The organism is Mesorhizobium jarvisii (assembly GCF_003601985.1).
Lineage (GTDB): Bacteria > Pseudomonadota > Alphaproteobacteria > Rhizobiales > Rhizobiaceae > Mesorhizobium > Mesorhizobium jarvisii.
On sequence record NZ_QZXA01000005.1, the window covers coordinates 296,162 to 321,069 of the forward strand.

A 24,908-nucleotide genomic window follows, 5' to 3' on the forward strand; every position below is an offset into this window, starting at 1 on the left:
CTTTTTGGTCGTTGGTTGCGCGGCTTAGTGGGCCACGCCTTCCCACACCTTGCGCTTGGTCAGGTAGACCAGCGCGCCGAAGAGCAGCAGGAACACCAGCACGCGGAAGCCCGTCTTCTTGCGGTCTTCCATATGCGGCTCGGCGGCCCAGGTCAGGAAGGCCGATACGTCGCGCGAATACTGGTCGACGGTCTGCGGCGAGCCGTCGTCATAGGTCACCTGACCGTCGGAGAGCGGCTTGGGCATCTTCAACGACACACCCGACATGAAGTACGGGTTGTAGTGCGTGCCCTCGGGAATGACCATTCCGGCAGGCGGCGTCTGGTCGTAGCCGGTCAGCAGCGAATGGATGTAGTCGGGCCCGCCCGCGTCATACTGGGTGAAGATATCGAAGACGAACTGCGGAAAGCCACGCTCGACGCCGCGCGCCTTGGCCAGCAGCGACATGTCGGGCGGGGCGGCGCCACCATTGGAGGCAGCCGCGGCTTCCTCATTGGCGAACGGCGCCGGGAAATGGTCGGACGGCTTGCCGGGACGGTCGAACATGTCGCCGGCGTCGTTGGGGCCGTCATGGATGGTGTATTCGGCGGCCAGCGTCTTGATCTGGGCGTCGTTGTAGCCGAGGTCCGACAGCGTGCGGAACGCCACCAGGTTCATCGAATGGCAGGCCGAGCAGACTTCCTTGTAGACCTTCAGACCGCGCTGCAGCTGCGCCTTGTCATAGGTGCCGAACGGGCCGGTGAAGCTCCAGCTCATTTCCTTCGGCTCGTTGATCGGGAAATGCGTGGGTGCCGCCGCATTGTGCGCCTCTTCGGCCGCGAACGCTGCGGTACCGGCAGCCACAAGGCCGACCAGCGCCAGCGAAGTGAGAATCTTTTTCATGCCAAATCCCCTTAGATTCTCTACCGCTCAGCCCTTGGTCTCTGGCGCGGCCGTGGCGCCCGCCGGATGCCCGCTGCCGCCCTTGTTCTTTTCGAGCACCGCCTCGGTGATCGAGTTCGGCAGCCTGCGGGGCGTCTCGATCAGGCCAAGCACCGGCAGCGCGACCAGGAAGAAGGCGAAGTAGAACAGCGTCGCCATCTGCGCCATGAACACATAGCTGCCTTCCGCCGGTTGCGAGCCCAGCCAGCCCAGCAGGATGGCATCGGCCACGAACAGCCAGAAGAACAGCTTGTACCAGGGCCGGTAGACCGCCGAGCGCACCTTGGAGGTGTCGAGCCACGGCACCAGAAACAGCATGACGATGGCGCCGAACATGCACAGCACGCCGCCGAGCTTGGAATTGATCGGCCCGATGTTGAAGGTGATGGCGCGCAGGATCGCGTAGAACGGCAGGAAGTACCATTCCGGAACGATATGGGCCGGGGTCTTCAGCGGGTTGGCGACCGTGTAATTGTCCGGATGGCCGAGATAGTTCGGCAGGTAGAAGACGAAATAGGCGAAGAAGAACAGGAACACGATCATGCCGAACGCGTCCTTGATGGTCGCGTAGGGCGTGAAGGCGACGGTGTCGGTCTTCGACTTGACCTCGATGCCGGTCGGGTTCGACTGGCCCACCACATGCAGTGCCCAGACGTGCAGCACGACGACGCCGGCAATCATGAACGGCAAGAGGTAGTGCAGCGCGAAGAAGCGGTTCAGCGTCGGGTTGTCGACGGCAAAGCCGCCGAGCAGCAGCTGCTGGATCCAGTCGCCGACCAGCGGAATGGCGCTGAAGAAGCCGGTGATGACGGTGGCGCCCCAGAAGCTCATCTGCCCCCATGGCAGCACATAGCCCATGAAGCCGGTCGCCATCATCAGGAGATAGATGATGCAGCCCAGGATCCACAGCAACTCGCGCGGCGCCTTGTAGGAGCCGTAATAGAGGCCACGGAAGATGTGGATGTAGACAGCGATGAAGAAGAACGAGGCGCCGTTGGCATGCATATAGCGCAACAGCCAGCCGGAGTTGACGTCACGCATGATCTTTTCGACGGAGCCGAAGGCGAGATTGGTGTCGGCCGTGTAGTGCATGGCCAGCACGATGCCGGTCAGGATCTGCGCCACCAGCATGATCGCCAGGATGCCGCCAAAGGTCCACGCATAGTTGAGGTTGCGCGGCACCGGATAGGCGATGAAGCTGTCGTAGACCATCCGCGGCAGCGGCATGCGGGCGTCGAACCAGCGTTCGATACCGGTCTTGGGCGTATAGGTCGAGTGTCCCTCGCTCATCGAAATATCCCCTGCCTCAACCGATAAGGATCTTGGTATCGGAAATGAATTTGAATACCGGCACAGCCATGTTCTCGGGCGCCGGGCCTTTGCGGATGCGGCCGGCCGTGTCGTACTGCGAACCGTGGCACGGGCAGAACCAGCCGCCGAAATCGCCTTCCTGGCCGAGCGGGATGCAGCCCAGATGCGTGCAGACCTGAACCATCACCATCCAGGCTTCCTTGCCGGGCGTGGTGCGGTTGGCGTCGGTCGCCGGCGCATCGGCCGGCAGATTGGCGTTGCGGGCGATCGGATCCTTGAGATCGGAGAGGTTGACGGCCTCGCCGTCCTTCATTTCCTTTTCGGTGCGGTTGCGCACCACGACCGGCTTGCCGCGCCACTTGACGATCAGCGACATGCCAGGCGTCAGCGAGGCGACATCGACTTCCACCGAGGCGAGCGCCAGCGTCGAGGCATCGGGGCGCATCTGGTCGATGAAAGGCCAGGCGACGGCGCCGGCCCCGACCACGGCAGCCATGCCCGTGGCGACATAAAGAAAATCTCGACGATTGGGATCGTGGATATCGGTTGCGCTCACGGGTGCCTGATCCTTTCGCCTCTTCCGCGCCGGTGGCCGAGCCTTGTTCCCCGCTCAATCACGCCAACCCGACAGCGCATGGCGAACAGGCTAGCGAATTCCTCCGGCATTTGGACTTCGGTTTATGCGTGAAGCCCGTTTTTGTCCAGACGGGTCAAGGCACAAGGGCAGATTGTCGCGGGGACAAAATCCCCTATTGTCCGGCGGGACGGCGAATGGCCGCAAAAGGCGGCTAAACAACCGGGAAACAACCGTAAATCCAAGGGCTCCAGCTTGCCTCGACACAGGGCGCCGGTGTGATCTATCCTCCCAGGCATGGCACACGTCATAGACCGTGAGGAATGGGCGGTTCGCTCCGACCACTGGAAGGGCGAGCTGCAAGGCGGCGCCTACGGCTCCAACTCCTGCCTGATCTTCAACTACCTGCCTGATGAAGGCGGCGGCCCGCGGCTGCATTCCCACCCTTACAGCGAGATCTTCATCATCCGCCAGGGCACTGGCCTGTTTACCGTGGGCGACAAGGAAATCGAGGCTTCCGCCGGCCAGATTGTCATCGTGCCACCCCACACGCCGCACAAATTCACCAATCTCGGTCCGGGTCCGCTGGAAACGACCGACATTCACGAGAACGGCACGTTCATCACGAAGTGGCTCGAGTGACGGTTGATAGCCCTGTCGATTTCCCGATTGCCGACTAGATCTATGGCATAGGCAGTCGGCAGGATCAGGACATGCAAATCTCGACCGTCGAAATCGAAGGGCTGAGCATTGCCATCCGCGAGGCGGGTCCGCCCGAAGCGCCGGCATTCCTCCTGCTGCATGGATGGCCGCAAAGCTCCTACGCGTTCGAACGGGTGATCAGCCGGCTGGCAGCCGACTACCGGGTCGTCGCCCCCGACCTGCCCTGCATCGGTGGCTCGCAAGGCATGCCCCGGGCCGGCGACAAGCGGACCCTGGCAAGGCTGATGAGAGGCGTCGCCGAAGCTTGCGGGCTGCGGCACCTGGTGGTTGCCGGCCATGATGTCGGCGGCCAGATCGTATTCGCCCTGTTGCGCGACCATCCGGAGATTCTGTCCGGCGCGGTGATCATGGATGTCGTCATTCCAGGCGTAGCGCCATGGGAGAAGGTCATTCGCAATCCGCGGATCTGGCACTTTGCATTCCATGCCGTTCCAGCCTTGCCGGAAACGCTGGTGAGCGGCCATCAGAGCGCCTATTTCGACTTCTTCTTCAATGTGCTTTCGAAGGACGGGGCCTCGATCGCTGACGATGCCAGGGAAATCTACGCAAGGGCCTATTCCCGGTCCGAAAGCCTCCAGGCCGGTTTCGGCTGGTATCGCGCCTTCCCCGAGGATGCCGAGGCCAATGCCAAGTGGGCCGGCAAGCCGATCGCGGTTCCGGTGCTGTATCTGAGGGGTGCGGCCGAGCCCGGCGAGATCGGCGACTATGTCGATGGCCTGCGGCCGGCCGGGCTCTCAAAAGTCGTGGGCGACATCATCGCCGACAGCGGGCACTTCGTCGCCGACGAGAATCCCGAAGCGCTCGCCATCCGCCTGGCGCGATTCCATAGGGAAATCAGCGCCGCAAGCTCCGAGCCTACCGGGCGCCGAGCCTGACCAGCACAGCCCTGGGGATGTCGTATTCGCGGATGACGCCATCGTGCTTGCGCAAGCCGCACAGCTCGCGCTGGATGAAATAGCCGTGCACCGCCTCGGCGGCCTCCTTGAGAAGCCTGGGGCGCAACTCCTCATCTGCATTGTCGCGCAACCTGGCCAGCGTTTCCTCGACCTTTTGGCCGGCACGGCCAAGTGCGGCCGCCTTTTCGGCCAAGATTTCGTGGCCAAGCGCGCCAAAGGCCGCTTCAGCGGCTGAAGAGCCGGCAAGATGGGATGGTGGACGCAAGGACATTTCAGTTCCCCTTCCCGAAACGCATGCGGTGGGTGACGAATTCTTCGCCTTCCACGCGCCGGAAGCCAAGCCTTTCATAAAAGCCGAAGGCGTCCTGCGGCGCGCGGGTGTTCAACGCAGTGAAATAGCGGCGTGCCCGATCGATGACGGTCTCGACCAGCATGCGGCCGAGGCCGGCGCGGCGGTGAGGCGCGCTGACGAACAGGTGCCGGACCCGCCCCTGGTCCCTGCCCTCGACATAGGGATCGATGTTCAGCCCGCATACACCGGCAAGTTCGGCGCCATGCCACGCCCCGAACAACGCCTCGCCCCGCTTCAGGAACTTGTTGCGGCCGCTTGCCCAACCATCCGCCAGGCGCACCAGCATCCAGTAGCCTTCCAGCCGGCTCTCATCCTTCAGCCTGTCGAAGGCCGGCGTGGTCGGCCGCAGCCGCTTGAGCACATAACCGACTTCCGGCGTTCCGCCCATGCGCCTACTCCGCCGGCCGCGTCTCTTCGAGCACGCTTTCCTCGTGATAGAGGAAGCCGCCGGACTGCCGCTTCCACAGCCGCGCATAAAGCCCGTCGAGCGCCACCAGTTCGTCATGCGTGCCTTGCTCGACGATGCGGCCGCCGTCCAGCACCACAAGACGGTCGAGCGCGGCGATGGTCGACAGCCGGTGGGCGATGGCGATAACCGTCTTGTCCTCCATCAGCCGGGCGAGATTCTCCTGGATCGCCGCCTCGATGTCGGAATCGAGCGCCGAGGTCGCCTCGTCGAGGATCAGGATCGGCGCGTCCTTCAGAAAGACACGGGCGATCGCCACGCGCTGGCGCTGTCCGCCCGACAGTTTCACGCCGCGCTCGCCGACAAAGGCCTCGTAGCCGGCTCGGTCCCGGTTGTCGCGCAGGCCCAGGATGAAGTCGTGCGCCTCGGCTTTTTTTGCCGCGGCGATCACGTCGGCGTCGGTTGCGTCAGGCATGCCGAGCTTGATGTTGTCGCGCAGCGAACGGTGGAAGAGCGCGGTGTCCTGGCTGACGACGCCGATATTGGCGCGCAGTGAATTCTGCGTCACGTCGGAAACATTCTGGCCATCGATGGTGATCGACCCGCCCTCCAGGTCGTAGAGCCGCAGGATCAGATTGGCGAGCGTGGTCTTGCCGGCACCCGATGGCCCGACCAGTCCGACCTTTTCGCCCGGCTTGACGACGAGGTCGATGCCGTTCAGCACGCCGAACCCCTTGCCGTAGTGGAACTCGACCCCTTTTACGTCGATGCGACCGCCGGCCACGACAAGCTCCCTGGCGTCGGGCGCATCGACAAGCCCGAGCGGCTGCGAGATCAGCGCCTTGGAATTCTCCAGCACACCGAGATTGCGCAGAATACTGTTGAGCTGCATCATCAGCCGGCCAAGCAGCATGTTGAGCCGCAGCACCAGCGACAGCGTGAAGGCGACCGCACCGACGGTGATCGAGCCCTCGACCCAGAGATAGACGGCAAAACAACCGATCGCCGTGATCATGATGCCCGACAGCGTCGTCAGCGCCATGCGCACGCCGGTCAGCCGGCGGGTGAAGGGGCGCAGCGCGTCGAGATAAATGTCGAAGCCGTTCCGGATGTAGCGGTCGTCGCCGTCGGCCGTGAACAGTTTCAGCGTCTGCACGTTGGAATAGGAATCGACGATGCGGCCATTGATCATCGAGCCGGCCTCGGCGGTCGCCTCGGCATGTTTGCGGATCGCAGGCAGATAGAGCTTTGCCAGCCAGCCGAAGGCGGAGATCCAGATCACCACCAGCACCGCCAGTCTGAGATCCAGTCCGGCGACCAGCGCCAGCGTCGTCACCGTGTAGACGACCATGAACCAGACGACTTCGATGAAACTCTCCATCAGGTCGCCGGTCGCTTGCCCCGCCTGCCAGACTTTCGTCGCGATACGGCCGGCGAAATCGTTCTGGAAGAAGGCATAGGACTGGCGCGACACATGCCGGTGCGCCTGCCAGCGCACCAGATTGTAGAAGCCGGGCGTGATCGTCTGCTCGTCGACCAGTGCCGACAGGCCGACGACGATGGTACGGATGACCAGCACGACCGCGATCATGAACACCAGCTCGGGGCCGGCGGCGGTCCACAGCGCGTGCCAACTGCGCTCGCCGGGAAGCTGGTCGAGTATATCGACCAGCCGCCCGACGAAGTAGAACAGGCCGGCCTCGACCAGCGGCGCGATGCCGCCAATGACCAGCATGGCAAAGAAGGCGAACTTCGCCTGGCCGACATAGTGCCAGAGAAAGCCGCCGACGCTCGACGGTGGCCGAAGATTCGCCGGCTCCCTGAACGGATAGACCCAGTTCTCGAACCAGCGATAGATGGCTGTCATCATGCGGCGGCCATCATTCTGCGGCTTGCCCCTTCGCGATCACGTCATTGGCGATTTCGGCCGGTATGTCCTCGAGCAGGAACCCGCCCGACTGGCGTTGCCAGAGCTGCGCGTAGAGCCCGCCCTTGGCGACCAGTTCGTCATGCGAACCTTCCTCGATGACTCGGCCCTGATCCATCACCACAAGCCTGTCCATCGCCGCGATTGTCGACAGCCGGTGGGCGATGGCGATGACGGTCTTGCCCTGCATGAGCTTGTAGAGGTTCTCCTGGATGGCCGCTTCCGCCTCGGAATCCAGCGCCGACGTCGCCTCGTCAAGGATAAGTATAGGCGCATCCTTCAACATAACGCGAGCAATGGCGATGCGTTGCCGCTGGCCGCCGGACAATTTGACGCCGCGGTCGCCGACATAGGCGTCGAACCCCTTGCGGCCCTTGTGATCGGCGAGCCCGCCAATGAAGTCCAGCGCCTCGGCCCGCCGAGCCGCCTCGACAAGCATCTCGTCCGAAGCATCAGGCCGGCCGTAGAGGATGTTCTCGCGCACCGACCGATGCAGCAGCGAGGTGTCCTGCGTGACCATGCCGATCTGGGCGCGCAGCGAATCCTGCTTCACGCCGGCGATCTCCTGGCCGTCGATCAGGATCTTGCCACTTTCCAGATCGTAGAAGCGCAACAGCAGATTGACCAGCGTCGACTTGCCGGCGCCCGAGCGGCCGACAATGCCGACCTTCTCGCCCGGCTTCACCGTCAGCGACAGGTTTTCGATCACGCCCTTCTGCTTGCCATAGTGGAAGCGGATATCCTCGAAGCGGATCTCGCCCCTGGAAACGGCGATCTCCTTCGCGTCCGGCCTGTCCTCGACAAGGCGCGGCAGCGAGATCGAGGCGATGCCGTCCTGCACGGTGCCGATGTTCTCGAACAGGCCCGACATCTCCCACATGATCCACTGCGACATGCCCCACATCCGCAGCACCAGGCCGATGACCACGGCGACCGCGCCGATCGTCACCACTTGCCCCATCCACAGCCACAGCGAAATGGCGGTGACCGAGAACAGCAGCAGGGCGTTCAGGATGTAGAGCGTGCCGAAAAGCACCGTCACCAGCCGCATCGACCGGTAGACCGTGTCGAGGAAGCCCATCATGCCTTCCCTGGCGAAAGTCGCCTCGCGCTTGGCATGACTGAACAGCTTGACCGTCTGGATGTTGGAGTAGCTGTCGACGACGCGACCGGTCATGACCGAGCGCGCATTGGCCTGCTCCTCGCCGACCTTGCCCAGGCGGGGGATGAAGTAACGCAGCAACAGGATGTAGCCGACCAGCCAGACGCCCAGCGGCGCGGCCAGCCGCCAGTCGGCGGAGCCGACGATCAACAGCATGCCCAGGAAATAGACTATGACGTAGTTGAGCACGTCGATCACCTTGATGACGCATTCGCGCACGGCGAGCGCGGTCTGCATCAGCTTGGTGGCGATGCGGCCGGCGAACTCGTCCTGGTAGAAGCTCATCGACTGGTTGAGCAAGTAGCGGTGCACCTGCCAGCGGATGCGCATGGGATAGTTGCCCATCAGCGTCTGCTGGTTGAGCAGCGAATGCACCCATACCGTGCTCGGCAGTGCGAACAGCACGATGAAGGCCATGGCGGCAAGCTTCCAGCCTTCCGTTTGAAGGAAGGTTTCGCGATTCTGCCCCGACAGCCAGTCGACGATGCGGCCAAGGAAGCCGAACATCCACACTTCCGCGATGGCGATGGCCGCGACCAGCACCGCGTCGACAAGGATATAGGGCCAGGCGCCGCGCGTATAATGCAGGCAGAAGGCCACCAGAGTCTTGGGCGGCTCGACCGGTTCCGCCGCGGGGAACGGATCGAGCCTTCTTTCAAACCAGCTGAACAACAACATAGGTCATGCCTGTGAAAATCTGTTTTCCGCTTACGCGGCGCGTGAACGTACGAAGTCCTCGGACCGTGTGGCGCCGAGGGCCGACGGTCCGGAATCATCCGGACCGTCGGCCCTGCTTCGCGCTATATAGGGGTTCGCGGGCTTTTCGCCGACAGGCTCGTTTGCTGATCCTGACGGCGCGATGTCGACAAGCCGGATTTTCGCGCCCGGCCGGATCAGCCGGATGATCCGGCGCACCAGCGAAGGCCGGCTGGGGTCCGGAACAGCGTGCGAGAAATCGACATCCGGCAGCATGCCGCGATGCGGCCGGCGCCGGACTTCGGCATGGACCGCCGACGAATGGGTCTCGCCGATCAGCAGTGCCCAGGTCGGCAGTCGGTGGATATGCAGGCTCCTCGAGCCCGGTATTCTGTAGGGATCGAACATCGGTCCGTCCTCCGTATGAAAATAGAGATGAAAAGGCCAAGCAACATCGTCCGCCGGCATTCGGCCGGAGGCACGGATTGCCTCGGTCCGCAACCGACGCTCGGCATCGGTCTGGACACGACAAGTGTCGGTCCGGACGCGACTGAACGAGTCGGTCCGGACATGTTCAGGTGGGGCGTTCAGCCCTTTTGACTTTTTGAAAAACATCGCAGGATTCCTTCGAGAGCCGAAAAATCGTTTCGGCGGGAATCGGTGCGATCAAGTCTTAGAGAGTCAGGAGAATCGTCGAACCGAAGCCGCCGGCAGGCGTACAAGCCCACGAGAGGGGCGCTGGATGTGCATGGTCATCATGAGTGTCCCCTCCATCGGTTCGGGTTGACAATGCGACTGACATACCCGACTTCGCAGAAAATGGCCACCCGCAGGTCCAGGAATTTCCAAAACCGGGAAACTCCTGTGGCCGATCTGCCACTTATTAGAAGGATGCGGAAATGAACTGTCGTCTCCGCATCGCGCTCTACCAGCCGGACATTGCCGGCAATACCGGGACAATCCTGCGCTTCGCCGCTTGTCTCGGCCTTGGCGTCGACATCATCGAGCCGGCCGGCTTTCCGCTTTCCGACAAGGCGCTCAAGCGCGCCGGCATGGACTACCTCGAAATGGCTGCCCTGACCCGGCATGTCGACTGGAACGCCTTCGAGGACCGGCGCAAGAAGGACGGGCGCCGGCTGGTGCTTCTGTCGACCAAGGCGGCGACCCCCTACACCAACTTCAGCTTTGCCGACGGCGACATGCTTCTGTTCGGCCGCGAATCCGCGGGCGTGCCGGATCCTGTCCATCAGGCGGCGGATGCGCGGCTGACCATCCCCATGCAGGGCAGCGCGCGCAGCATCAATGTCGCGCTGTCCGTCGCCATGGTGGCGGGCGAAGCCGTCCGGCAGCTCGGATAGGATCGGCGGCCCATCGATGGCCTCGTCGTCGCCGACGACAGCGGTTTCTCCGGTCATTCTCACCCAGGCGCACATCGCCTTCTCCTGTCATTGCCCAATCAACATTTCTTCGCTACAAGCTCAACTTAACTTGAGGTCAAGCGGAAAGTGAGAAATGGCACCGGTAACGGAATTGACGGTCGGCCAGGTGGCCATGCGCAGCGGCGTCGCGGTGTCGGCGCTGCATTTTTATGAGACGCGCGGGCTGATCCGCAGCCACCGCACGTCAGGCAACCAGAGGCGTTATGGCCGCGACGTGCTGCGGCGGGTGGCAATCATCAAGGTCGCGCAGGAGGTCGGCATCTCGCTGGCCGAAATCGGCGAGGCACTGGCCTCCCTGCCGGAAGGCCGCACGCCGACGCGCGACGACTGGGGATTGCTTTCGACCGCCTGGCGCGACGCGCTCGACCACAAGATCGCCCAGCTGAAGAAACTGCGCGACGGGCTGATCGACTGCATCGGCTGCGGCTGCATGTCGATCGACAAATGCCCGCTCAGGAACAAGGGCGACCGGCTGGCGAAGGAAGGCACTGGGGCGAGAAGGTTGGTTGCAACCTGAATGAAAGCAATGCGACTATGAGGCGATACGGAAGGAACCGTCAGTGCTGGGACATCTAATCCAACCTGAAGAAGAGACACAACTCATTACGATCTACCGGGTGGACTCCGGCGGCATGCCAACGCTCTTTACGTCCTTGAGCTTCGACGAGGCGCGGAAAATGGGCTTTGAAAAATTCGGCAAGCTACTTGGCGAGAACCTGATCCTGGATTCTCCAAAATTGCGCGACCTATTTTCTCGTGACGTTCTTTAGTCCGCCGCCGGCAACCGCCTGATCGTGAACTCGATCAGGTCGCCCGGGCGTTCGAACCAGCTTTCGATCTCGGTCCAGTAGGCTTGCTTGGGAAAGCGCTCGAACCACTCCTTGGCCTTGAGCCGCGCATCGGAGCGCGGCAGGACGAAGGTCTCACGCAGAAAACCGTCGCGCGGCATGCGTGCGCGCTCAGCCCGGCTTTGATCGAGCCTTTTCTTCAGGCCATCCAGCGGCGGTCTTGCCGGGGTGCGCACCAAACAACTCCCTGCGCCTGGCGCATGACCCGAAAATCGGAATCCGAGTTTCGGAAAGGATCATGCGCAAAAGCAAAGTGACTTGACCCTGTTCCCTAAGAGATTAGGGATCGCGCCGGCAAAAGACGAGTCATTTGTAGGGGCGGTCGCCCCGCAACCGGAGACGGCATTTTGGAACGACCTGAAATACTGGTAGGCCTGCCCGCCGACATCGAAGAAAAGAAGATGAAGGCGCGCCTGTGGTTCGAGGCGCTGCGCGAACGCATCTGCGGCGCTTTCGAGCAGATCGAGCAGGATCTCCAGGGCCCTCTCGCCTCATGGTCGCCGGGCCGCTTTGAAAAGACACCCTGGGAACGTGATGCCGGCAAGGGTGGCGGCGGCACCATGTCGATGATGCATGGCCGTGTCTTCGAGAAGGTCGGCGTCCACACTTCGACCGTTTACGGCGAGTTCTCGCCCGAATTCAGGAAGCAGATGCCCGGCGCCGAGGAAGACCCGCGTTTTTGGGCCTCCGGCATCTCGCTGATCGCGCACCCCTGGAACCCCAACGTTCCGGCCGTGCACATGAACACACGCATGGTGGTCACCTCGAGGCAATGGTTCGGTGGCGGCGCCGATCTGACGCCGGTGCTCGACCGCCGCCGCACCCAGGACGACCCCGACACTGTCGCCTTCCACCGCGCCATGCAGTTCGCATGCGAGAAGAACGCCGCCATTGCCGACCACCCGAAATTCAAGGCCTGGTGCGACGAGTATTTCTTCCTGCCGCACCGCAACGAGCCGCGCGGCGTTGGCGGGATTTTCTTCGACTGGCTGCATTCTGGCGAGGACAAGGGCGGCTGGAACGCCGACTTCAACTTCGTCCAGGACGTCGGACGCTCCTTCCTCGTCGTCTACGGCCACCTCGTGCGCGCCAATTTCAACGAAAACTGGACAGACGGCGACCGCGACGAACAGCTCATCCGCCGTGGTCGCTATGTCGAATTCAACCTGCTTCACGATCGCGGCACCATCTTCGGCCTGAAGACCGGCGGCAACGTCGCCTCGATCCTGTCCAGCCTGCCGCCGGAGGTGCGCTGGCCGTAGGATCAGCCGGAGCAATTCCGTCCGGAATCGCGTCAAGTCGAGGAGACAGGGCGGGTGGCGCACGATGCTTTGATGCAACCAGACCGCCCCTCCCGTGTTATAGTTCTCGCCCCGCCCACGTCCGGGAATGGACCGTGGGCCAAAAAAGTGGCGGAGCCTCGACCGGCTCCCTGGAGGAAAAGGAGAAATCCGATGAAGCAATTCCACTGCGGCTCGCTTGTTCCCGGCTGTGAGTGGCACACCCGTGCCGACGAGGAAGCCGAAGTGATGCGCCGTGCCGTCGAGCATATGCGCGAGACGCATGGCGAGACGACAATCCGCGAAACTATGATCGAAGCGATCCGCTCGCGCATAGAGAAGGTGCGCGACGCCGCCTAGGCTTTGCCCTGGCCAGGAGCCGTCGGCAACGGAAAAACAGCCGCGTTGGCGCTTCGAGATTGAATGGAAGCGCCATCGCGGACGCCGAGCGAGCCAGACCCCGCAGGGTCAAAAAATCATATTTGCCTCAGCTAAAATAAACCACGCGGTAACCGAACCCGTGCCACTGTCGGTCGGATAATCCGGCTACAGTGGGCTGCCAGAGAAGCCCTTCGCCACCAGGCACTGGTCCGGAATCAGTGGGGCGAGGTGTTTCGCGCATGCGCGAAAAGTCCGGCAGTCGAGTGAGGTTCGGCACGATGGTGTTCCTGCTGGGCGCGCTCATCGGGGCGTCCCCGGCTGCTGCCCAGGACATGACGACATCGTTGGTCGACATACATCAGGGCTCGCCGCTCAGTGATCGCGCGAGAAGCCTGGGCAATGGCGGCTACGAACTGCAGAACGGGACCTTTGTCTCCTTCAACCAATGGTACCGGGCAAGCTGGGTCGACATGCATGTAGACCTGCTCACCCAGATCACGGAGGATACCGGCATCCTTTGGGGATTTGGGACCGGCGAACAGGGCGAGAAGTATCGGATCGAGCCCAGCCTCAAGCTTGGCTTCCTCACTCAGATGCATCCGAACCCGAACAGCACCCTTTCCCTTTCACTCACCACGACCATCGGCGGCAAGCTCACCGAAAAGTCCTGCGAAGCCGACTACGGTGATTTTGGCACCTACAGCGTCAATTGCCGGCTCGCGGCCAGCCAGATGGCGCCTGAGGAAACCTTGAAATATCTGGTTAACGCTAAACCGGAGAGCCAGCACATCTGGCTGAATTACCGTGTTACTTTCTGATCGCCGGGAGGATGTAAATGAGAAAATCATCTCGCCCCGAAATTCGCGATCACCCGTCTTGGTTCTTGTCTGAACGGAGTAAGAGCATGTCCCGGAGTTGCCTGAAATTCGGTATCGCCACGGCTCTCGCCATCCTGTCGGCGCCGATGGCGTCGGCACAGGAGGCGGTCAGTGCGGACGAGATGGCCGCGCTGTGCCACGGCGGCGGCCTGTCCACATGCGTGAGCGCAACGATCCCGGCCGCGGGCACGCCAACAGTGCAGCGGTGGATGAGCCCCGACGTAGGCGCCGCTTGGGCGGCGGGATACAAGGGCAAGGGCGTCACGATCACGATAGTCGACGATTTCTCCAGCACATCGCGCTTCTCCGGCAATTTCGGTGTCGGGGTTCAAACCCAGCGCCACGGTGAATGGACGCGTGAGGAAGCCGGCATGATCGCGCCCTTGGCGACCATCAGGTCGAAGGACTTCTCAACCGGTTCCGCCGTCGGCCTGGCGCCCGGCCTGAACGTGCTCAATCTGAGCTACGGCATGTACGCCAGGGCGGGCTACAGCTCGAACCAGATCGGCTGGGCCCCGGAAGAGGCCTCCATCATCTCCTATGCCACCAGGGGAACGGCTGTTGTTTCGAAGGCCGCGGGCAACGATTCGGTTGCCGTGGGCGGGATCACGAACGGCCAGCAGGACTATCTCGACCTTGCCCTGATTGGAAAACCATCCGCGATCTTCGTCGGTGCGCTGTCCACCAACGGCACAACGTCCAGCAAGGCCCAGCTTGCCTGGTATTCCAACACCGCCGGCTCCAATCCGCTGGTGCAAAGCCACTTCCTCGTTGTTGGTGTCGATGGAAGCAAGACAGGCCTTTATGGCACCTCCTTCGCCGCACCGATCATTTCAGGATATGCGGCGATCATCGGCAGCAAATTCACCAGCGCCACGCCAATCCAGATCACCAACGATCTGCTCAACACGGCTCGTACCGACACGCTGGTCAACTACAACGCCTCCGTCTACGGCAAGGGCGAGGCAAGCCTTTCGCGCGCGCTGGCTCCCACGGCGATCAGGTAGGAAAGCGACGCTTCGCCCGGTCAAATCGTCGCCTCGGTTATGGCTTTTCTTTCGGCACGGTCGTCCGGCCAGGATCAAGTCTAAGCTTCAAGCGCCTTCGCGGCGCGTTCGAGCAGCGCGCCGCGATCGGGGGCAAATCCCGCCTCGATCCATTCGGTCTCGAGGTTCTTGAGGATTTCGCCCAGCTTCGGCCCCGGCGTGGCGCCGAGCGCCGTCAGGTCGGCGCCTTTCAGCGGAAACACCGGTTTTTCCCATTTGAGCGCGAAGGCCAGCAGGCGCGAAAAGCCGCCGGCTTCGAGCAGCGCGTTATTGTCCTCGACAGCGCGCACCCGGGCTCCGGCAAGCGACAGCCGCAGGCGGTCGACAACCCCTTGCCGGTCGCCGCGATAGAGCCTTTTCGCCAGTTCGCCCTCGGTCGTCTTCGGCTCAACGGTCGTGGAGATCGCCCAGTAGCGCAAACGGTCTGATTCCGCGGTCGAAAACCTCAGCCGCTCGGCCAGCGTCTTCATGCGCGCGGCATCCGGCGGCACGATCGCCTCCAGCCGCAGCATCGGATCGGCCGCCCAGCCCAGATCCTTCTCCGCCTTGGTCAGCCCGTGGATCGCGTCGATGCCCCATTTCTCGCTTTCCGGCAGCGCGGCGGTCAAAACGCCAGCCTGCCGCATCCACAACAGCGCCCGCGACGGATCAGGCGCCGAAAGCAGTTTCTTCAGCTCGGACCAGACGCGCTCCGCCGAAAGTTGCGCCAGGCCATCCTTCAGCCGGGCGCAGGCCTTCAGCCCCTCGGCGTCAGGCCGGCCTTCGCCATACCAGGCGAAAAAGCGGAAAAAGCGCAGGATGCGTAGATAATCCTCACGGATGCGTGCCTCCGCATCACCGATAAAGCGCAGCCGTCGCACCTCGATATCGGCGATGCCGCCGACCAGGTCGACGACGGAGCCATCCGCGTCCGCGTAGAGGGCGTTGATGGTGAAGTCGCGCCGCTCGGCATCGAGTTTCCAGTCGCGCCCGAACGACACCTTGGCGCGGCGGCCGTCGGTCTCGACATCGGCGCGCAAAGTGGTGATTTCATAGGGCTTACCGCCGGCGACCACCGTGACGGTACCATGCTCGATACCGGTCGGCACCGGCTTGAAACCCTCCGTCTCGGCGCGGCGGATGATTTCCTCCGGCAAACAGGTGGTGGCGATGTCGACATCGGCGACCGGCTGGCCCATCAGCGTGTTGCGCACGGCGCCCCCGGCGACACGGGCCTCCTCGCCGCCTTCTGCCAGGGCGGCAAGCAGGCGCTGCAAATGCTTGTCGGCAAGCCAGTCGGCCCTGCCCGCGATCGAAACACTCACGCATAGAGCCTTTCATAGAGCGTGCGGATGATGCCGGCGGTGACGCCCCAGATGCGGCGGTCGCCATAGGGCATGTCGTAGAAGAACCATTCGAGATCGTTCCACATGCGGCTGTCGCGCTTGTGATTCACCGGATCCATCAGAAAGCGCAGCGGCACTTCGAAGGCGGCATCGACCTCGTCGGCATTCAAGTCGAGCTGGAAGCCGGGCCGCACGATGCCCAGCACCGGCGCGATGCGATAGCCGCTGCCGGCGACATAGTCGGGCATGCGGCCGATGATCTCGATGCGGTCCTGATCGAGGCCGATCTCCTCGAAGGTTTCGCGCAGCGCCGCCGCCTCCGGGCTGGCATCGGTCGCATCGATGGTGCCGCCGGGAAAGGCCACCTGCCCCGAATGGTTGCGCAGCTTTTCGGCCCGCTTGGTCAGCAAAACCGTCGCTTCGTCTTCGTGATCGACCACGGGGATCAGCACCGCCGCATTGCGCAGCGGCTTGCCCGGGTTCAGCCGCGGATGGCCCGGATTGAAGCGATGGTCGCCATAATCGTCGCCGGCATGGGCATCCGGCTGGGCGGCGAAGCGCGCGCGAAAATCCGCCGATGAAAACGGCATCAGTGACACGCGGTCCATCATACGCTGAGCCGTTTCAACTGGTCCGCCGGCATGATCGGGAACACCGCGCCCTTTGAGCGCACGGCAAACATCGCCTTGCCGCCGATCTCGATCTCCTCGCCATGCCCGACCAGCTCGTACATGACAGGCCGCCCGACCAGCGCTTCCAGCCTGCCGCGCACCAACACATAGGGCTTCAGGCCCCCGGTCTCGTTCTCGTCGATGAAACGCAGCGGCCGTTCCGGCCCCGCCTCGACCACGTCGCCGACATTGGTGCGGAAGGTGATGATCTGTTCGTCGCCACTGCCCGAAACATCCATTTCGACGGCGATGAACGGCGCATCGGCGACGCGGATGCCGACCTTTTCCACAGGCGTGACCAGATAAGTCCTTCCGTCCGCGTCCTTGCGCAGCACCGAGGAAAAAAGCTGCACCAGCGGCATGCGGCCGATCGGCGTGCCGAGATAGAACCAGGTGCCGTCGGCCTTGATCTCCATGTCGAGATCGCCGCAAAAGTCGGGATTCCAGCGTTCGACGGGCGCCGCACCCTTGCCGGCACGCGCCGCGCGCGAGATCAGCGCTTCCAGGCCGCGCGCCTCGGTTGCCTGCGTAAGGCTTTGTTGGCGATGTTCGTCGTGTTCCGTCATCGTCACGAAATAGTCACTGTTGTTCCGCTTGTCAGCCTAAGTCTGTGATTTAAGTTCGACCATAGGCGCTACGCGAGGCCGAATCGCGGCAACCTATGATATGGTGCGGGCCGGTATTTCCAACCAAAGGGATCGAGCCGAATGAGCGTGATGGTCAAGGAAAGCCCGATCAGCGAAACGGATATGATCGCCGAGGCCGAAAAGGCGCTGGCCGACATTTCCAGAATCCGCGACGGGGTCGGCCGGGTGATCTTCGGCCAGGAGAGTGTTATCGAGCGGACGCTCGTGGCGCTGCTGGCCGGTGGCCATGCGCTGCTGGTCGGTGTTCCCGGCCTCGCCAAGACCAAGCTGGTCGAAACGCTGGGAATCGTGCTCGGCCTCGATTCGCGCCGCATCCAGTTTACGCCCGACCTGATGCCGTCCGACATCCTCGGTTCCGAGGTGATGGAGCAGGACGAGACCGGCAAACGTTCCTTCCGCTTTATCCCCGGGCCGATCTTCGCCCAGCTGCTGATGGCTGACGAGATCAACCGCGCCTCGCCGCGCACCCAGTCGGCGCTGCTGCAGGCCATGCAGGAATACCACGTCACCATTGCCGGCGCCCGCTATGACCTGCCCGCCCCCTTCCATGTGCTGGCGACGCAGAACCCGCTGGAGCAGGAAGGCACCTATCCGTTGCCGGAAGCCCAGCTCGACCGCTTCCTGATGCAGGTCGATATCCTCTACCCCGAAATCGAGGCCGAGCGCCGCATCCTCCTGGAAACCACAGGCATCGAGGACGCCAAGGCGCAGAACGTGCTGCAGCCGGCGCGATTGAAGGAGATCCAGACGCTCATCCGCCGCATGCCGGTGCCCGAAAGCGTCGTCGAGGCGATCCTCACTCTGGTGCGTTCGGCGCGTCCCGGGCAAGGCAATGCCGAGACCGACAAGCATGTCGCCTGGGGTCCCGGCCCGCGCGCCAGCCAGGCGCTGATGCTGTGCACGAGGGCGCGCGCGCTCTACGATGGGCGGCTGGCGCCCTCGGTCGACGACGTGCGGGCGCTGGCCGAGCCGGCGCTACAGCACCGCATGGCGCTGACCTTCGCCGCCCGCGCCGAAGGCACCAGCGTACGTGACGTGGTGGCGAAACTCGTGAAAGGGATTTGATGGCGCGTATCGGCGAGGTCCAGGCTCCGGCAGCGACGCGCGACGCGCTCGCCCGTGGCCGGTTGCGGGCTTCGCTGGTGCCCGACCTGCTGGTCGAGGCGCGGCGCATCGTCAACACCGTGATCGCCGGCTGGCATGGCCGCCGCAAACGAGGCATCGGCGAGAATTTCTGGCAGTTCCGGCCCTATGTCGAGGGCGACTCCTCACGCATCGACTGGCGCCGCTCGGCGCGCGACGACCACACCTATGTGCGCGACCGCGAATGGGAAGCCGCCCATACGGTATGGCTGTGGGCCGACCCCTCGCCGTCCATGCTCTACAAATCGACCGGCGCCAGCGTCTCCAAGCAGTCGCGCGCGCTGGTGCTGGCGCTGGCCATGGCCGAATTGTTGTCGCGCAGCGGCGAGCGCATCGCCTGGCCGGGCCTGACCGATCCGTTCACCGCCCGCAACGGCGCCGAGCGCATCGCCGCCCAGCTGATGCATGCCGGCGACTTGCCGGCGAAGCCTGACCTCACCGACATCAGGCGCTTCTGCGACATCGTCATCGCCAGCGATTTCCTCGACCCGGTCGAGGAGACGATGGAATGGCTCGACGTGCTCGCCCGCCATGGCGTGCGAGCCCATCTGATCGAGGTTGCCGACCCGGCCGAGGAAACCTTCCCCTATGCCGGCCGCACCGAGTTCACCGACCCCGAGACCGGCGAAAAGCTGACCGCCGGACGCGCCGAAATGCTCGGTGACGAATACCGCCTGCTCTACACCGCCCGCCGCCAGGAGCTGGCCGGCTGGTGCAAGCGGCTCGGCTGGAGTTTTACCGTCAACCACACCGATCGGCTCGCGTCCGACGCGCTGGTGCGCCTGCACATGGCCATGACCGCCGATGGGGGTTATGCCGGGCCTAGCGCCGGCGGCCGCGCTGGTCAATTCGGGCCGACCGCCGCTGGCGGTCAACCTGGAAAGGTGGTTGGCGCATGAGCTGGCTGCCGCTCTCCTTTGGCGCTCCCACGGTGCTGTGGGGCCTGCTGGCGCTGCCGGTGATCTGGTGGCTGCTCAGGCTGACGCCGCCCAAGCCGCAGGCCGAGATCTTCCCGCCGCTGAAGATCCTGGCGCGCGTCTTGAAGCGCGAGGAGACGCCGCATCAAAGCCCCTGGTGGCTGACGCTGCTCAGGCTGCTGATGGCGGGCCTCATCGTCGCGGCCCTGGCCGAGCCGGTCTTCAACCCGCGCGAAAAACTGCCGGCCGAGGGTGCAGCCCTTGCACTGGTCATCGACAATGACTGGGCGAGCGCCGCCGACTGGAACAAGCGCGTCGCCACCGCCGAGCGGCTCATCAAGGATGCCGGCTCGAACGGCGTGCCGGTCATCATCGCCTTCACCGCCGAAAAGGCCAATGCGGAGATCGGCCCCTTCGATGCCGCCGCCGCACTCGACCGGCTGCGCGCCGCCAAGCCGCGGCCGATCCCGACCGACCGGCCCGCCGTCTATGCCCGCGTCGCCGGCGTGCTGCAGACCTTGCCCGGCGCCAGTGTCGCCGTGCTGGCCGACGGCCTCGCGGCCAAGGGCGACGAGGCCGCCTTCAACACGCTGTTGTCGAAGAATGCGGCACGCGTGGTTTGGGCAACGGCCGACCGGCTTTCGCTGACCGGCCTCACCGGCGCGGACAACCAGGTCGACGGTTTCGCGCTCACCGCCATCCGCGCGCCGGGTGACCCGGCACCGGCGCAGGTCACCGCCGGCGCCTTCGACGACAAGGGCCGCCGCATCGCCGATGCGACGCTGACCTTCACGCCCGGCGAAGCCACCGCCACCGGCACCATGGCGGTGCCGTTCGAGCTGCGCAACGACTTCGCTTCGATCGCCCTCGACGGCGAACGCCAGGCGGGTGCGGTGCGCGTGCTCGACGAAAGCTCCAAGCGCCGCCGCGTCGGGCTCTTATCGCAGGCCGAGGCCGACCAGGCGCAGCCGCTTCTGTCACCGCTCTACTATATCAGGCGCGCGCTGCAGCCCTTCGCCGATCTGGTCGAACCCTCCAGCGCCGATCTCGCCGACGCCATCCCGCAGATCCTCGACCAGAAGCCGGCGATGATCATCATGGCCGACATCGGCACCATTCCGGCGCAGGTCCGGCAGCGATTGGTCGACTGGGTCGACAATGGCGGTACGCTGGTGCGTTTCGCCGGCTCGCGGCTGGCCGCCGCCGGCAATGACGACGATCTGCTGCCGGTTCGCCTGCGCACCGGCGAGCGTTCGCTCGGTGGCGCGCTGTCCTGGACCTCGCCGCAGCCGGTCACCGAATTCCCCAAGGCCGGTCCCTTCGCCGATCTGGCGCCGCCCACTGAAGTCACCGTGAGCAGGCAGGTGCTGGCCGAACCGACGCCCGATATCGTCGAGCGCACCTGGGCCGCTCTTGCCGACGGCACGCCGCTGGTCACCGGGCTGAAGAAGGGCAAGGGCACGCTGGTGCTGTTCCACGTCACGCCCGAGGCGACATGGTCGAACCTGCCGATCTCGGGCAGCTTCGTCGAGATGCTGCGCCGCATCGTGCAGCTGTCGCGCAACCAGGGCGCGGCGATCGCCAATGCCGAAGCCGCCGCCACATCGCTGGCACCCTACCGCATGATCGCGGCCGACGGCTCGCTGGTGCCGCCGACGCCGGATGCACGGCCGCTGGTGCCGAGCGCCGGCGCGCGGGTGACCTTCGAGAACCCGCCCGGCCTTTACGGCTCGGATACCGGCGTCTTCGCCCACAACCTGCTCGACGCCGCAAGCACGTTCGTGCCGCTGGCGCGCCCGCAACTCACTGTTCCGGTCACATCAATCCAGTACGCCTTCGATGAATCCCGCAATCTGAAAGGTTCGCTGGTCACATCAGCCCTGGTGCTGATGCTGCTCGACACGCTGGCCGTGTTCTGGATGGGCGGGCTGTTCTCGCGCCGGCGGCGCCGTGCCGGCGCTGTGGCCACCACCGCAGCGGTCGTGATCGCGCTTGGCGCGCTGTTCGGCCATGCCGATTTCGCCCGCGCCGACGATGCCAAGCCGGGCGACGAGGCGGCCATCACGGCGATTTCGAAGACCCGCATCGCCTATGTGCTGACCGGCGTGCCGGGCGACGATTCGATCAGCCGCGCCGGGCTCGAGGGCCTGACCCGCTTCCTGATCGAAAAGACCGCGCTGGAACCCGGCGCGCCTGCCGGTGTCGACATTGCGAAGGACGAACTGTCCTTCTATCCGCTGATCTACTGGCCGATCGATCCGGCCGCCCCGATGCCGAGCCAGGCTGCGATCGCCCGCATCGACGCCTATATGCAACAGGGCGGCACGGTGCTGTTCGACACGCGCGACCAGTTCGCCAACGGCATCGGCGCCGATTCGACCAGCCCGGCGACAGAGCGGCTGCGCGACATCCTCGCCAACCTCAACGTGCCGCCGCTGGAGCCCGTGCCGTCGGACCACGTGCTGACCAAGTCCTTCTTCATCCTGCCGGAGTTCCCCGGCCGCTTCGCCGGCAGCCCGCTCTGGGTCGAGGCCTCGCTCGACGCCAGCAACGCCGACAACCGGCCGGTGCGCACCGGCGACGGCGTCTCGCCGATCATGATCACCGCCAATGATTTCGCCGGCGCCTGGGCGGTCGACGAGAATGGCGACCCGCTGCTGCCGACCGTGCCAGCCGACCCGATGCAGCGCGTCTACGCGCTGCGCGCCGGCGTCAACATCATGATGTATATGCTGACCGGCAACTACAAATCCGACCAGGTGCATGTCCCCATTCTGCTCGAACGGCTGGGGCAGTAACCAATGAACTGGTCGATCTCCTTCGAACCGCTGATCTCATGGCCATTGCTGGCCCTCGTGCTGGTGCCGCTGGCGCTGCTGGCGCTTGTCGGCTTGTGGTTCCGCCAGCGCGGCGGTGTCCTGCGCTTCGTCGCCCTGCTGGCGCTGGCCGCCGCCCTGTTCAACCCGGTGTTCCTCAATGAGGAGCGCGAGCCGCTGAAGAGCGTCGTCGCGCTGATCGTCGACCGCAGCCAGAGCCAGGACATCGGCGACCGTACCAAGCAGACCGATGAAGCGCTCGCCGGACTGCAGCAGCGTCTAGGCCGCTTCAAGCAGTTCGACGTCCGCGTCGTCGAGGCCGGCAAGTCCGATGCCGCCGAGGAGCGTACCGAAACACGGCTGTTCGGCGCGCTGGAAGGCGCCTTCCGCGACGTGCCGCCGTCGCGCATCGGCGGCGCCATCATGATCACCGATGGTGAGGTGCATGACGCGCCCCCGGGTGCGCCCGACTTCAACGCGCCGCTGCACGCCTTGATCACCGGCAACGACCACGAAAAGGACCGCCGCATCCGCTTCGAGAACGCGCCGCGTTTCGGCATCGTCGGCAAGCCGCTCGACATGACCTACCGCGTCATCTCGACTGAAAACGAAGCCGCCCCGGTCGATGTGCGCGTCTCGGTCAATGGCGAGCAGGTCTCGGTCGAGCATGCCACCGTCGGCCAGGCCATGCCGCTGCAGGTGACCATCCCCGGCGCCGGTCGCAACATCATCGAACTCGCCATCGACCGCGAACCCGGAGAACTGACCGACACCAACAACCGCGCCATCGCGCTGGTCGACGGCATCCGCGAGAATTTGCGCGTGCTGCTCGTTTCGGGCGAACCGCATGCGGGCGAGCGCACCTGGCGCAATCTGTTGAAATCCGACGCCTCGGTCGATCTCGTCCACTTCACCATTCTGCGGCCGCCGGAAAAGCAGGACGGCACGCCGATCAACGAATTATCGCTGATCGCCTTCCCGACGCGCGAACTGTTCGTCGAGAAGATCAAGGATTTCGACCTCATCATCTTCGACCGCTACCAGCACCGCGACGTGCTGCCGATCCTCTACTACGACTACATCTCCGAATATGTCGAAAAGGGCGGCGCGCTGCTGATCGCCGCCGGCCCCGAATATGCCGGCGAGGCTTCGATCGCGCGCACGCCGCTGATGTCAGCGCTGCCGGCCATGCCCACCGGCGAAGTGGTGGAAAAGGCCTTCTATCCGCGCCTGACCGACCTCGGCCAGCGTCACCCGGTGACGCGCGGTCTCGATGGTTCGGCCACCGAGCCGCCGCACTGGAGCCGCTGGTTCCGCACCATCGGCGTGCAGAATCCGCAAGGCGAGGTGGTGATGAAGGGCGCCGACAACCGGCCCCTGCTGCTGCTCGACCGCAAGGGCGAAGGCCGCGTCGGCATGCTTCTGTCCGACCAGGGCTGGCTGTGGGCGCGCGGCTTCGAGGGCGGTGGTCCGCATGTCCAGCTCTACAGGCGCATCGCCCACTGGCTGATGAAGGAGCCCGAACTCGAGGAAGAGCGGCTGACCGCCGAGGGACGCGGCATGGTGCTGGAGATCCGCCGCCAGACCATGGCCGACGATCCAGGCTCCGCGCAGATCATCACGCCCTCAGGCAAGACAGTGACCGTCAAGCTCGATAAATCCGAGCCCGGCGTTTTCCTCGGCAGCGTCCAGACCAATGAGATCGGCCTCTTCCAGGTCGCTAATGGCGATCTCACCGCGCTCGCCCATGTCGGACCGGTCAACGCGCCGGAATTCGCCGACGTCGTCTCCACCGAAAACCGGCTGAAGCCACCGGCGGAAGCCACCGGCGGCAGCGTGCGCCGGCTGGCGTCATCGACGGCGCTGGGCAGCGACGTGACCCTGCCGTCCATCGTGCCGGTGCGCTCGGCCGGCGATGCCTCCGGCAGCGACTGGATCGGCCTGCGCACCACCGACGATAGCGTCTTGAAGGCCGTCTCGCGCGTGCCGCTGTTCGGCGGCTTCCTCGGCCTCGGCCTGCTGCTCCTGGCCATGGGCTCGATGTGGTACCGCGAGGGGCGGTAGCGCAGCGCCTCTTCCTTCTCCCCTTGTGGGAGAAGGTGGATCGGCGCGCAGCGCCGAGACGGTTGAGGGCTGTTACAGCGGAGTGAGGCGTTGGTGTTCGCTGGAACACCCCTCATCCGACCTCGCTTCGCGAGGCCACCTTCTCCCACAAGGGGAGAAGGAAGAGGCGCCACTCCTCTACTCCTCCGGCTCGGTCGTGAACAGCAGCGGGTAGCCCTTGGCCTTGCCGGCGTCGGTGGCACGCGTCGCCTTGGTCTCGGCGACATCCTTGGTGAAGACCGCGACCACGCAGACGCCACGCCGATGCGCGGTGATCATGATGCGGTGCGCTTGGTCCTCGCTGAGCTTGAACTCGCCCTTGAGCACCGTGACGACGAATTCCCGCGGCGTGAAATCGTCATTGATGAGGATGACCTTGTAGAGCTTCGGCCGCTCGGTCTGCGGCTTGACCTTGGTTCGCGGTTTTGTGGTGATTTCTGGCATCG

General features: G+C 64.3%; 26 protein-coding genes. 13 read left to right on the forward strand and 13 right to left on the reverse strand.

What is annotated here, in order from left to right; translation table 11 throughout:
* Nucleotides 1-24: 24 nt before the first annotated feature.
* From D3242_RS15050 to petA, 3 genes are read right to left on the reverse strand one after another with little or no spacing between them, the layout of a single operon-like run.
* Nucleotides 25-882 carry a cytochrome c1 gene (locus tag D3242_RS15050; protein WP_038649099.1) on the reverse strand — a complete coding sequence of 286 codons (858 nt, stop codon included), beginning with the start codon at nucleotides 880-882 and terminating at the stop codon, nucleotides 25-27.
* Nucleotides 883-909: 27 nt separating this feature from the next.
* Nucleotides 910-2,211, reverse strand: coding sequence for a cytochrome b (locus D3242_RS15055; protein WP_019860673.1), 1,302 nt, complete (start codon nucleotides 2,209-2,211; stop codon nucleotides 910-912).
* Between the two features lie 16 nt (nucleotides 2,212-2,227).
* Nucleotides 2,228-2,788, reverse strand: a complete 561-nt coding sequence (gene petA, locus D3242_RS15060) for a ubiquinol-cytochrome c reductase iron-sulfur subunit (protein ID WP_010911121.1) — start codon at nucleotides 2,786-2,788, stop codon at nucleotides 2,228-2,230.
* A 315-nt stretch (nucleotides 2,789-3,103) separates the two neighbouring features.
* On the opposite strand from petA, the gene D3242_RS15065 reads away from it, so the two are divergent.
* Complete coding sequence (locus D3242_RS15065; protein WP_019860674.1) at nucleotides 3,104-3,448, forward strand: cupin domain-containing protein; 345 nt, start codon at nucleotides 3,104-3,106, stop codon at nucleotides 3,446-3,448.
* A gap of 71 nt (nucleotides 3,449-3,519) precedes the next feature.
* Nucleotides 3,520-4,404 carry an alpha/beta fold hydrolase gene (locus D3242_RS15070; RefSeq protein WP_064980606.1) on the forward strand — a complete coding sequence of 295 codons (885 nt, stop codon included), beginning with the start codon at nucleotides 3,520-3,522 and terminating at the stop codon, nucleotides 4,402-4,404.
* Here the strand turns inward: D3242_RS15070 and D3242_RS15075 are convergent.
* Genes D3242_RS15075 through D3242_RS15095 form a run of 5 tightly spaced genes read right to left on the reverse strand, consistent with a single transcriptional unit; the run spans nucleotide 4,385 to nucleotide 9,376 of the window.
* Complete coding sequence (locus D3242_RS15075; protein WP_064980607.1) at nucleotides 4,385-4,696, reverse strand: DUF6665 family protein; 312 nt, start codon at nucleotides 4,694-4,696, stop codon at nucleotides 4,385-4,387. The genes D3242_RS15070 and D3242_RS15075 overlap by 20 nt on opposite strands.
* Nucleotide 4,697: 1 nt before the next feature.
* Nucleotides 4,698-5,165 carry a GNAT family N-acetyltransferase gene (locus tag D3242_RS15080; protein ID WP_051726863.1) on the reverse strand — a complete coding sequence of 156 codons (468 nt, stop codon included), beginning with the start codon at nucleotides 5,163-5,165 and terminating at the stop codon, nucleotides 4,698-4,700.
* 4 nt (nucleotides 5,166-5,169) lie between these two features.
* Entirely contained in the window at nucleotides 5,170-7,053 is a 1,884-nt protein-coding gene (locus D3242_RS15085; protein ID WP_038649108.1) for an ABC transporter ATP-binding protein, read from the reverse strand.
* 10 nt (nucleotides 7,054-7,063) lie between these two features.
* Complete coding sequence (locus D3242_RS15090; protein ID WP_019860680.1) at nucleotides 7,064-8,950, reverse strand: ABC transporter ATP-binding protein; 1,887 nt, start codon at nucleotides 8,948-8,950, stop codon at nucleotides 7,064-7,066.
* A 30-nt stretch (nucleotides 8,951-8,980) separates the two neighbouring features.
* A complete protein-coding gene (locus D3242_RS15095; protein WP_081295906.1) occupies nucleotides 8,981-9,376 on the reverse strand; it encodes a hypothetical protein in 396 nt (131 codons plus the stop codon).
* Nucleotides 9,377-9,867: 491 nt separating this feature from the next.
* Here D3242_RS15095 and D3242_RS15100 point away from each other — a divergent pair, with 491 nt between their 5' ends.
* From D3242_RS15100 to D3242_RS15110, 3 genes are all read left to right on the forward strand, one after another.
* The gene (locus tag D3242_RS15100; RefSeq protein ID WP_038649114.1) at nucleotides 9,868-10,326 is read left to right on the forward strand and encodes a tRNA (cytidine(34)-2'-O)-methyltransferase; all 459 of its coding nucleotides are present in this window, start codon (nucleotides 9,868-9,870) and stop codon (nucleotides 10,324-10,326) included.
* 154 nt (nucleotides 10,327-10,480) lie between these two features.
* Complete coding sequence (soxR, locus tag D3242_RS15105; RefSeq protein WP_064980609.1) at nucleotides 10,481-10,924, forward strand: redox-sensitive transcriptional activator SoxR; 444 nt, start codon at nucleotides 10,481-10,483, stop codon at nucleotides 10,922-10,924.
* A 43-nt stretch (nucleotides 10,925-10,967) separates the two neighbouring features.
* Nucleotides 10,968-11,177, forward strand: a complete 210-nt coding sequence (locus D3242_RS15110) for a hypothetical protein (RefSeq protein WP_019860686.1) — start codon at nucleotides 10,968-10,970, stop codon at nucleotides 11,175-11,177.
* Here the strand turns inward: D3242_RS15110 and D3242_RS15115 are convergent.
* Nucleotides 11,174-11,431, reverse strand: coding sequence for a hypothetical protein (locus tag D3242_RS15115; protein ID WP_023770299.1), 258 nt, complete (start codon nucleotides 11,429-11,431; stop codon nucleotides 11,174-11,176). The genes D3242_RS15110 and D3242_RS15115 overlap by 4 nt on opposite strands.
* A 171-nt stretch (nucleotides 11,432-11,602) precedes the next feature.
* Between D3242_RS15115 and hemF the strand changes: the two genes are divergently transcribed.
* The 4 genes from hemF to D3242_RS33790 all read left to right on the forward strand — a co-directional run bounded on the left by hemF (nucleotide 11,603) and on the right by D3242_RS33790 (nucleotide 14,801).
* Nucleotides 11,603-12,517 carry an oxygen-dependent coproporphyrinogen oxidase gene (hemF, locus tag D3242_RS15120; protein ID WP_019860687.1) on the forward strand — a complete coding sequence of 305 codons (915 nt, stop codon included), beginning with the start codon at nucleotides 11,603-11,605 and terminating at the stop codon, nucleotides 12,515-12,517.
* 192 nt (nucleotides 12,518-12,709) lie between these two features.
* The gene (locus D3242_RS15125) at nucleotides 12,710-12,895 is read left to right on the forward strand and encodes a DUF1059 domain-containing protein (protein ID WP_027047304.1); all 186 of its coding nucleotides are present in this window, start codon (nucleotides 12,710-12,712) and stop codon (nucleotides 12,893-12,895) included.
* 260 nt (nucleotides 12,896-13,155) lie between these two features.
* Complete coding sequence (locus tag D3242_RS15130) at nucleotides 13,156-13,734, forward strand: hypothetical protein (protein WP_064980610.1); 579 nt, start codon at nucleotides 13,156-13,158, stop codon at nucleotides 13,732-13,734.
* Nucleotides 13,735-13,820: 86 nt separating this feature from the next.
* On the forward strand, nucleotides 13,821-14,801 hold the full coding sequence (locus tag D3242_RS33790; protein ID WP_081295865.1) for a S8 family serine peptidase: 981 nt from the start codon (nucleotides 13,821-13,823) through the stop codon (nucleotides 14,799-14,801).
* Between the two features lie 80 nt (nucleotides 14,802-14,881).
* Here the strand turns inward: D3242_RS33790 and D3242_RS15140 are convergent, their stop codons facing one another.
* Genes D3242_RS15140 through D3242_RS15150 form a run of 3 tightly spaced genes read right to left on the reverse strand, consistent with a single transcriptional unit; the run spans nucleotide 14,882 to nucleotide 17,402 of the window.
* A complete protein-coding gene (locus D3242_RS15140) occupies nucleotides 14,882-16,144 on the reverse strand; it encodes a CCA tRNA nucleotidyltransferase (protein ID WP_064980611.1) in 1,263 nt (420 codons plus the stop codon).
* A complete protein-coding gene (locus D3242_RS15145; protein WP_038653270.1) occupies nucleotides 16,141-16,773 on the reverse strand; it encodes a CoA pyrophosphatase in 633 nt (210 codons plus the stop codon). The genes D3242_RS15140 and D3242_RS15145 overlap by 4 nt, the downstream gene beginning before the upstream one ends.
* Nucleotides 16,773-17,402 carry a DUF1285 domain-containing protein gene (locus D3242_RS15150; protein WP_064980612.1) on the reverse strand — a complete coding sequence of 210 codons (630 nt, stop codon included), beginning with the start codon at nucleotides 17,400-17,402 and terminating at the stop codon, nucleotides 16,773-16,775. Before D3242_RS15150 ends, D3242_RS15145 begins: the two co-directional genes overlap by 1 nt.
* Before the next feature lie 141 nt (nucleotides 17,403-17,543).
* On the opposite strand from D3242_RS15150, the gene D3242_RS15155 reads away from it, so the two are divergent.
* From D3242_RS15155 to D3242_RS15170, 4 genes are read left to right on the forward strand one after another with little or no spacing between them, the layout of a single operon-like run.
* Entirely contained in the window at nucleotides 17,544-18,548 is a 1,005-nt protein-coding gene (locus D3242_RS15155) for an AAA family ATPase (protein ID WP_019860694.1), read from the forward strand.
* On the forward strand, nucleotides 18,548-19,525 hold the full coding sequence (locus D3242_RS15160) for a DUF58 domain-containing protein (RefSeq protein ID WP_038649130.1): 978 nt from the start codon (nucleotides 18,548-18,550) through the stop codon (nucleotides 19,523-19,525). Before D3242_RS15155 ends, D3242_RS15160 begins: the two co-directional genes overlap by 1 nt.
* A complete protein-coding gene (locus D3242_RS15165; RefSeq protein WP_064980613.1) occupies nucleotides 19,522-22,341 on the forward strand; it encodes a DUF4159 domain-containing protein in 2,820 nt (939 codons plus the stop codon). Before D3242_RS15160 ends, D3242_RS15165 begins: the two co-directional genes overlap by 4 nt.
* 3 nt (nucleotides 22,342-22,344) lie before the next feature.
* The gene (locus tag D3242_RS15170) at nucleotides 22,345-24,423 is read left to right on the forward strand and encodes a membrane protein (RefSeq protein ID WP_038649135.1); all 2,079 of its coding nucleotides are present in this window, start codon (nucleotides 22,345-22,347) and stop codon (nucleotides 24,421-24,423) included.
* 177 nt (nucleotides 24,424-24,600) lie between these two features.
* Here the strand turns inward: D3242_RS15170 and clpS are convergent, their stop codons facing one another.
* Nucleotides 24,601-24,906, reverse strand: a complete 306-nt coding sequence (clpS, locus tag D3242_RS15175) for an ATP-dependent Clp protease adapter ClpS (RefSeq protein ID WP_010911143.1) — start codon at nucleotides 24,904-24,906, stop codon at nucleotides 24,601-24,603.
* Nucleotides 24,907-24,908: the final 2 nt, after the last annotated feature.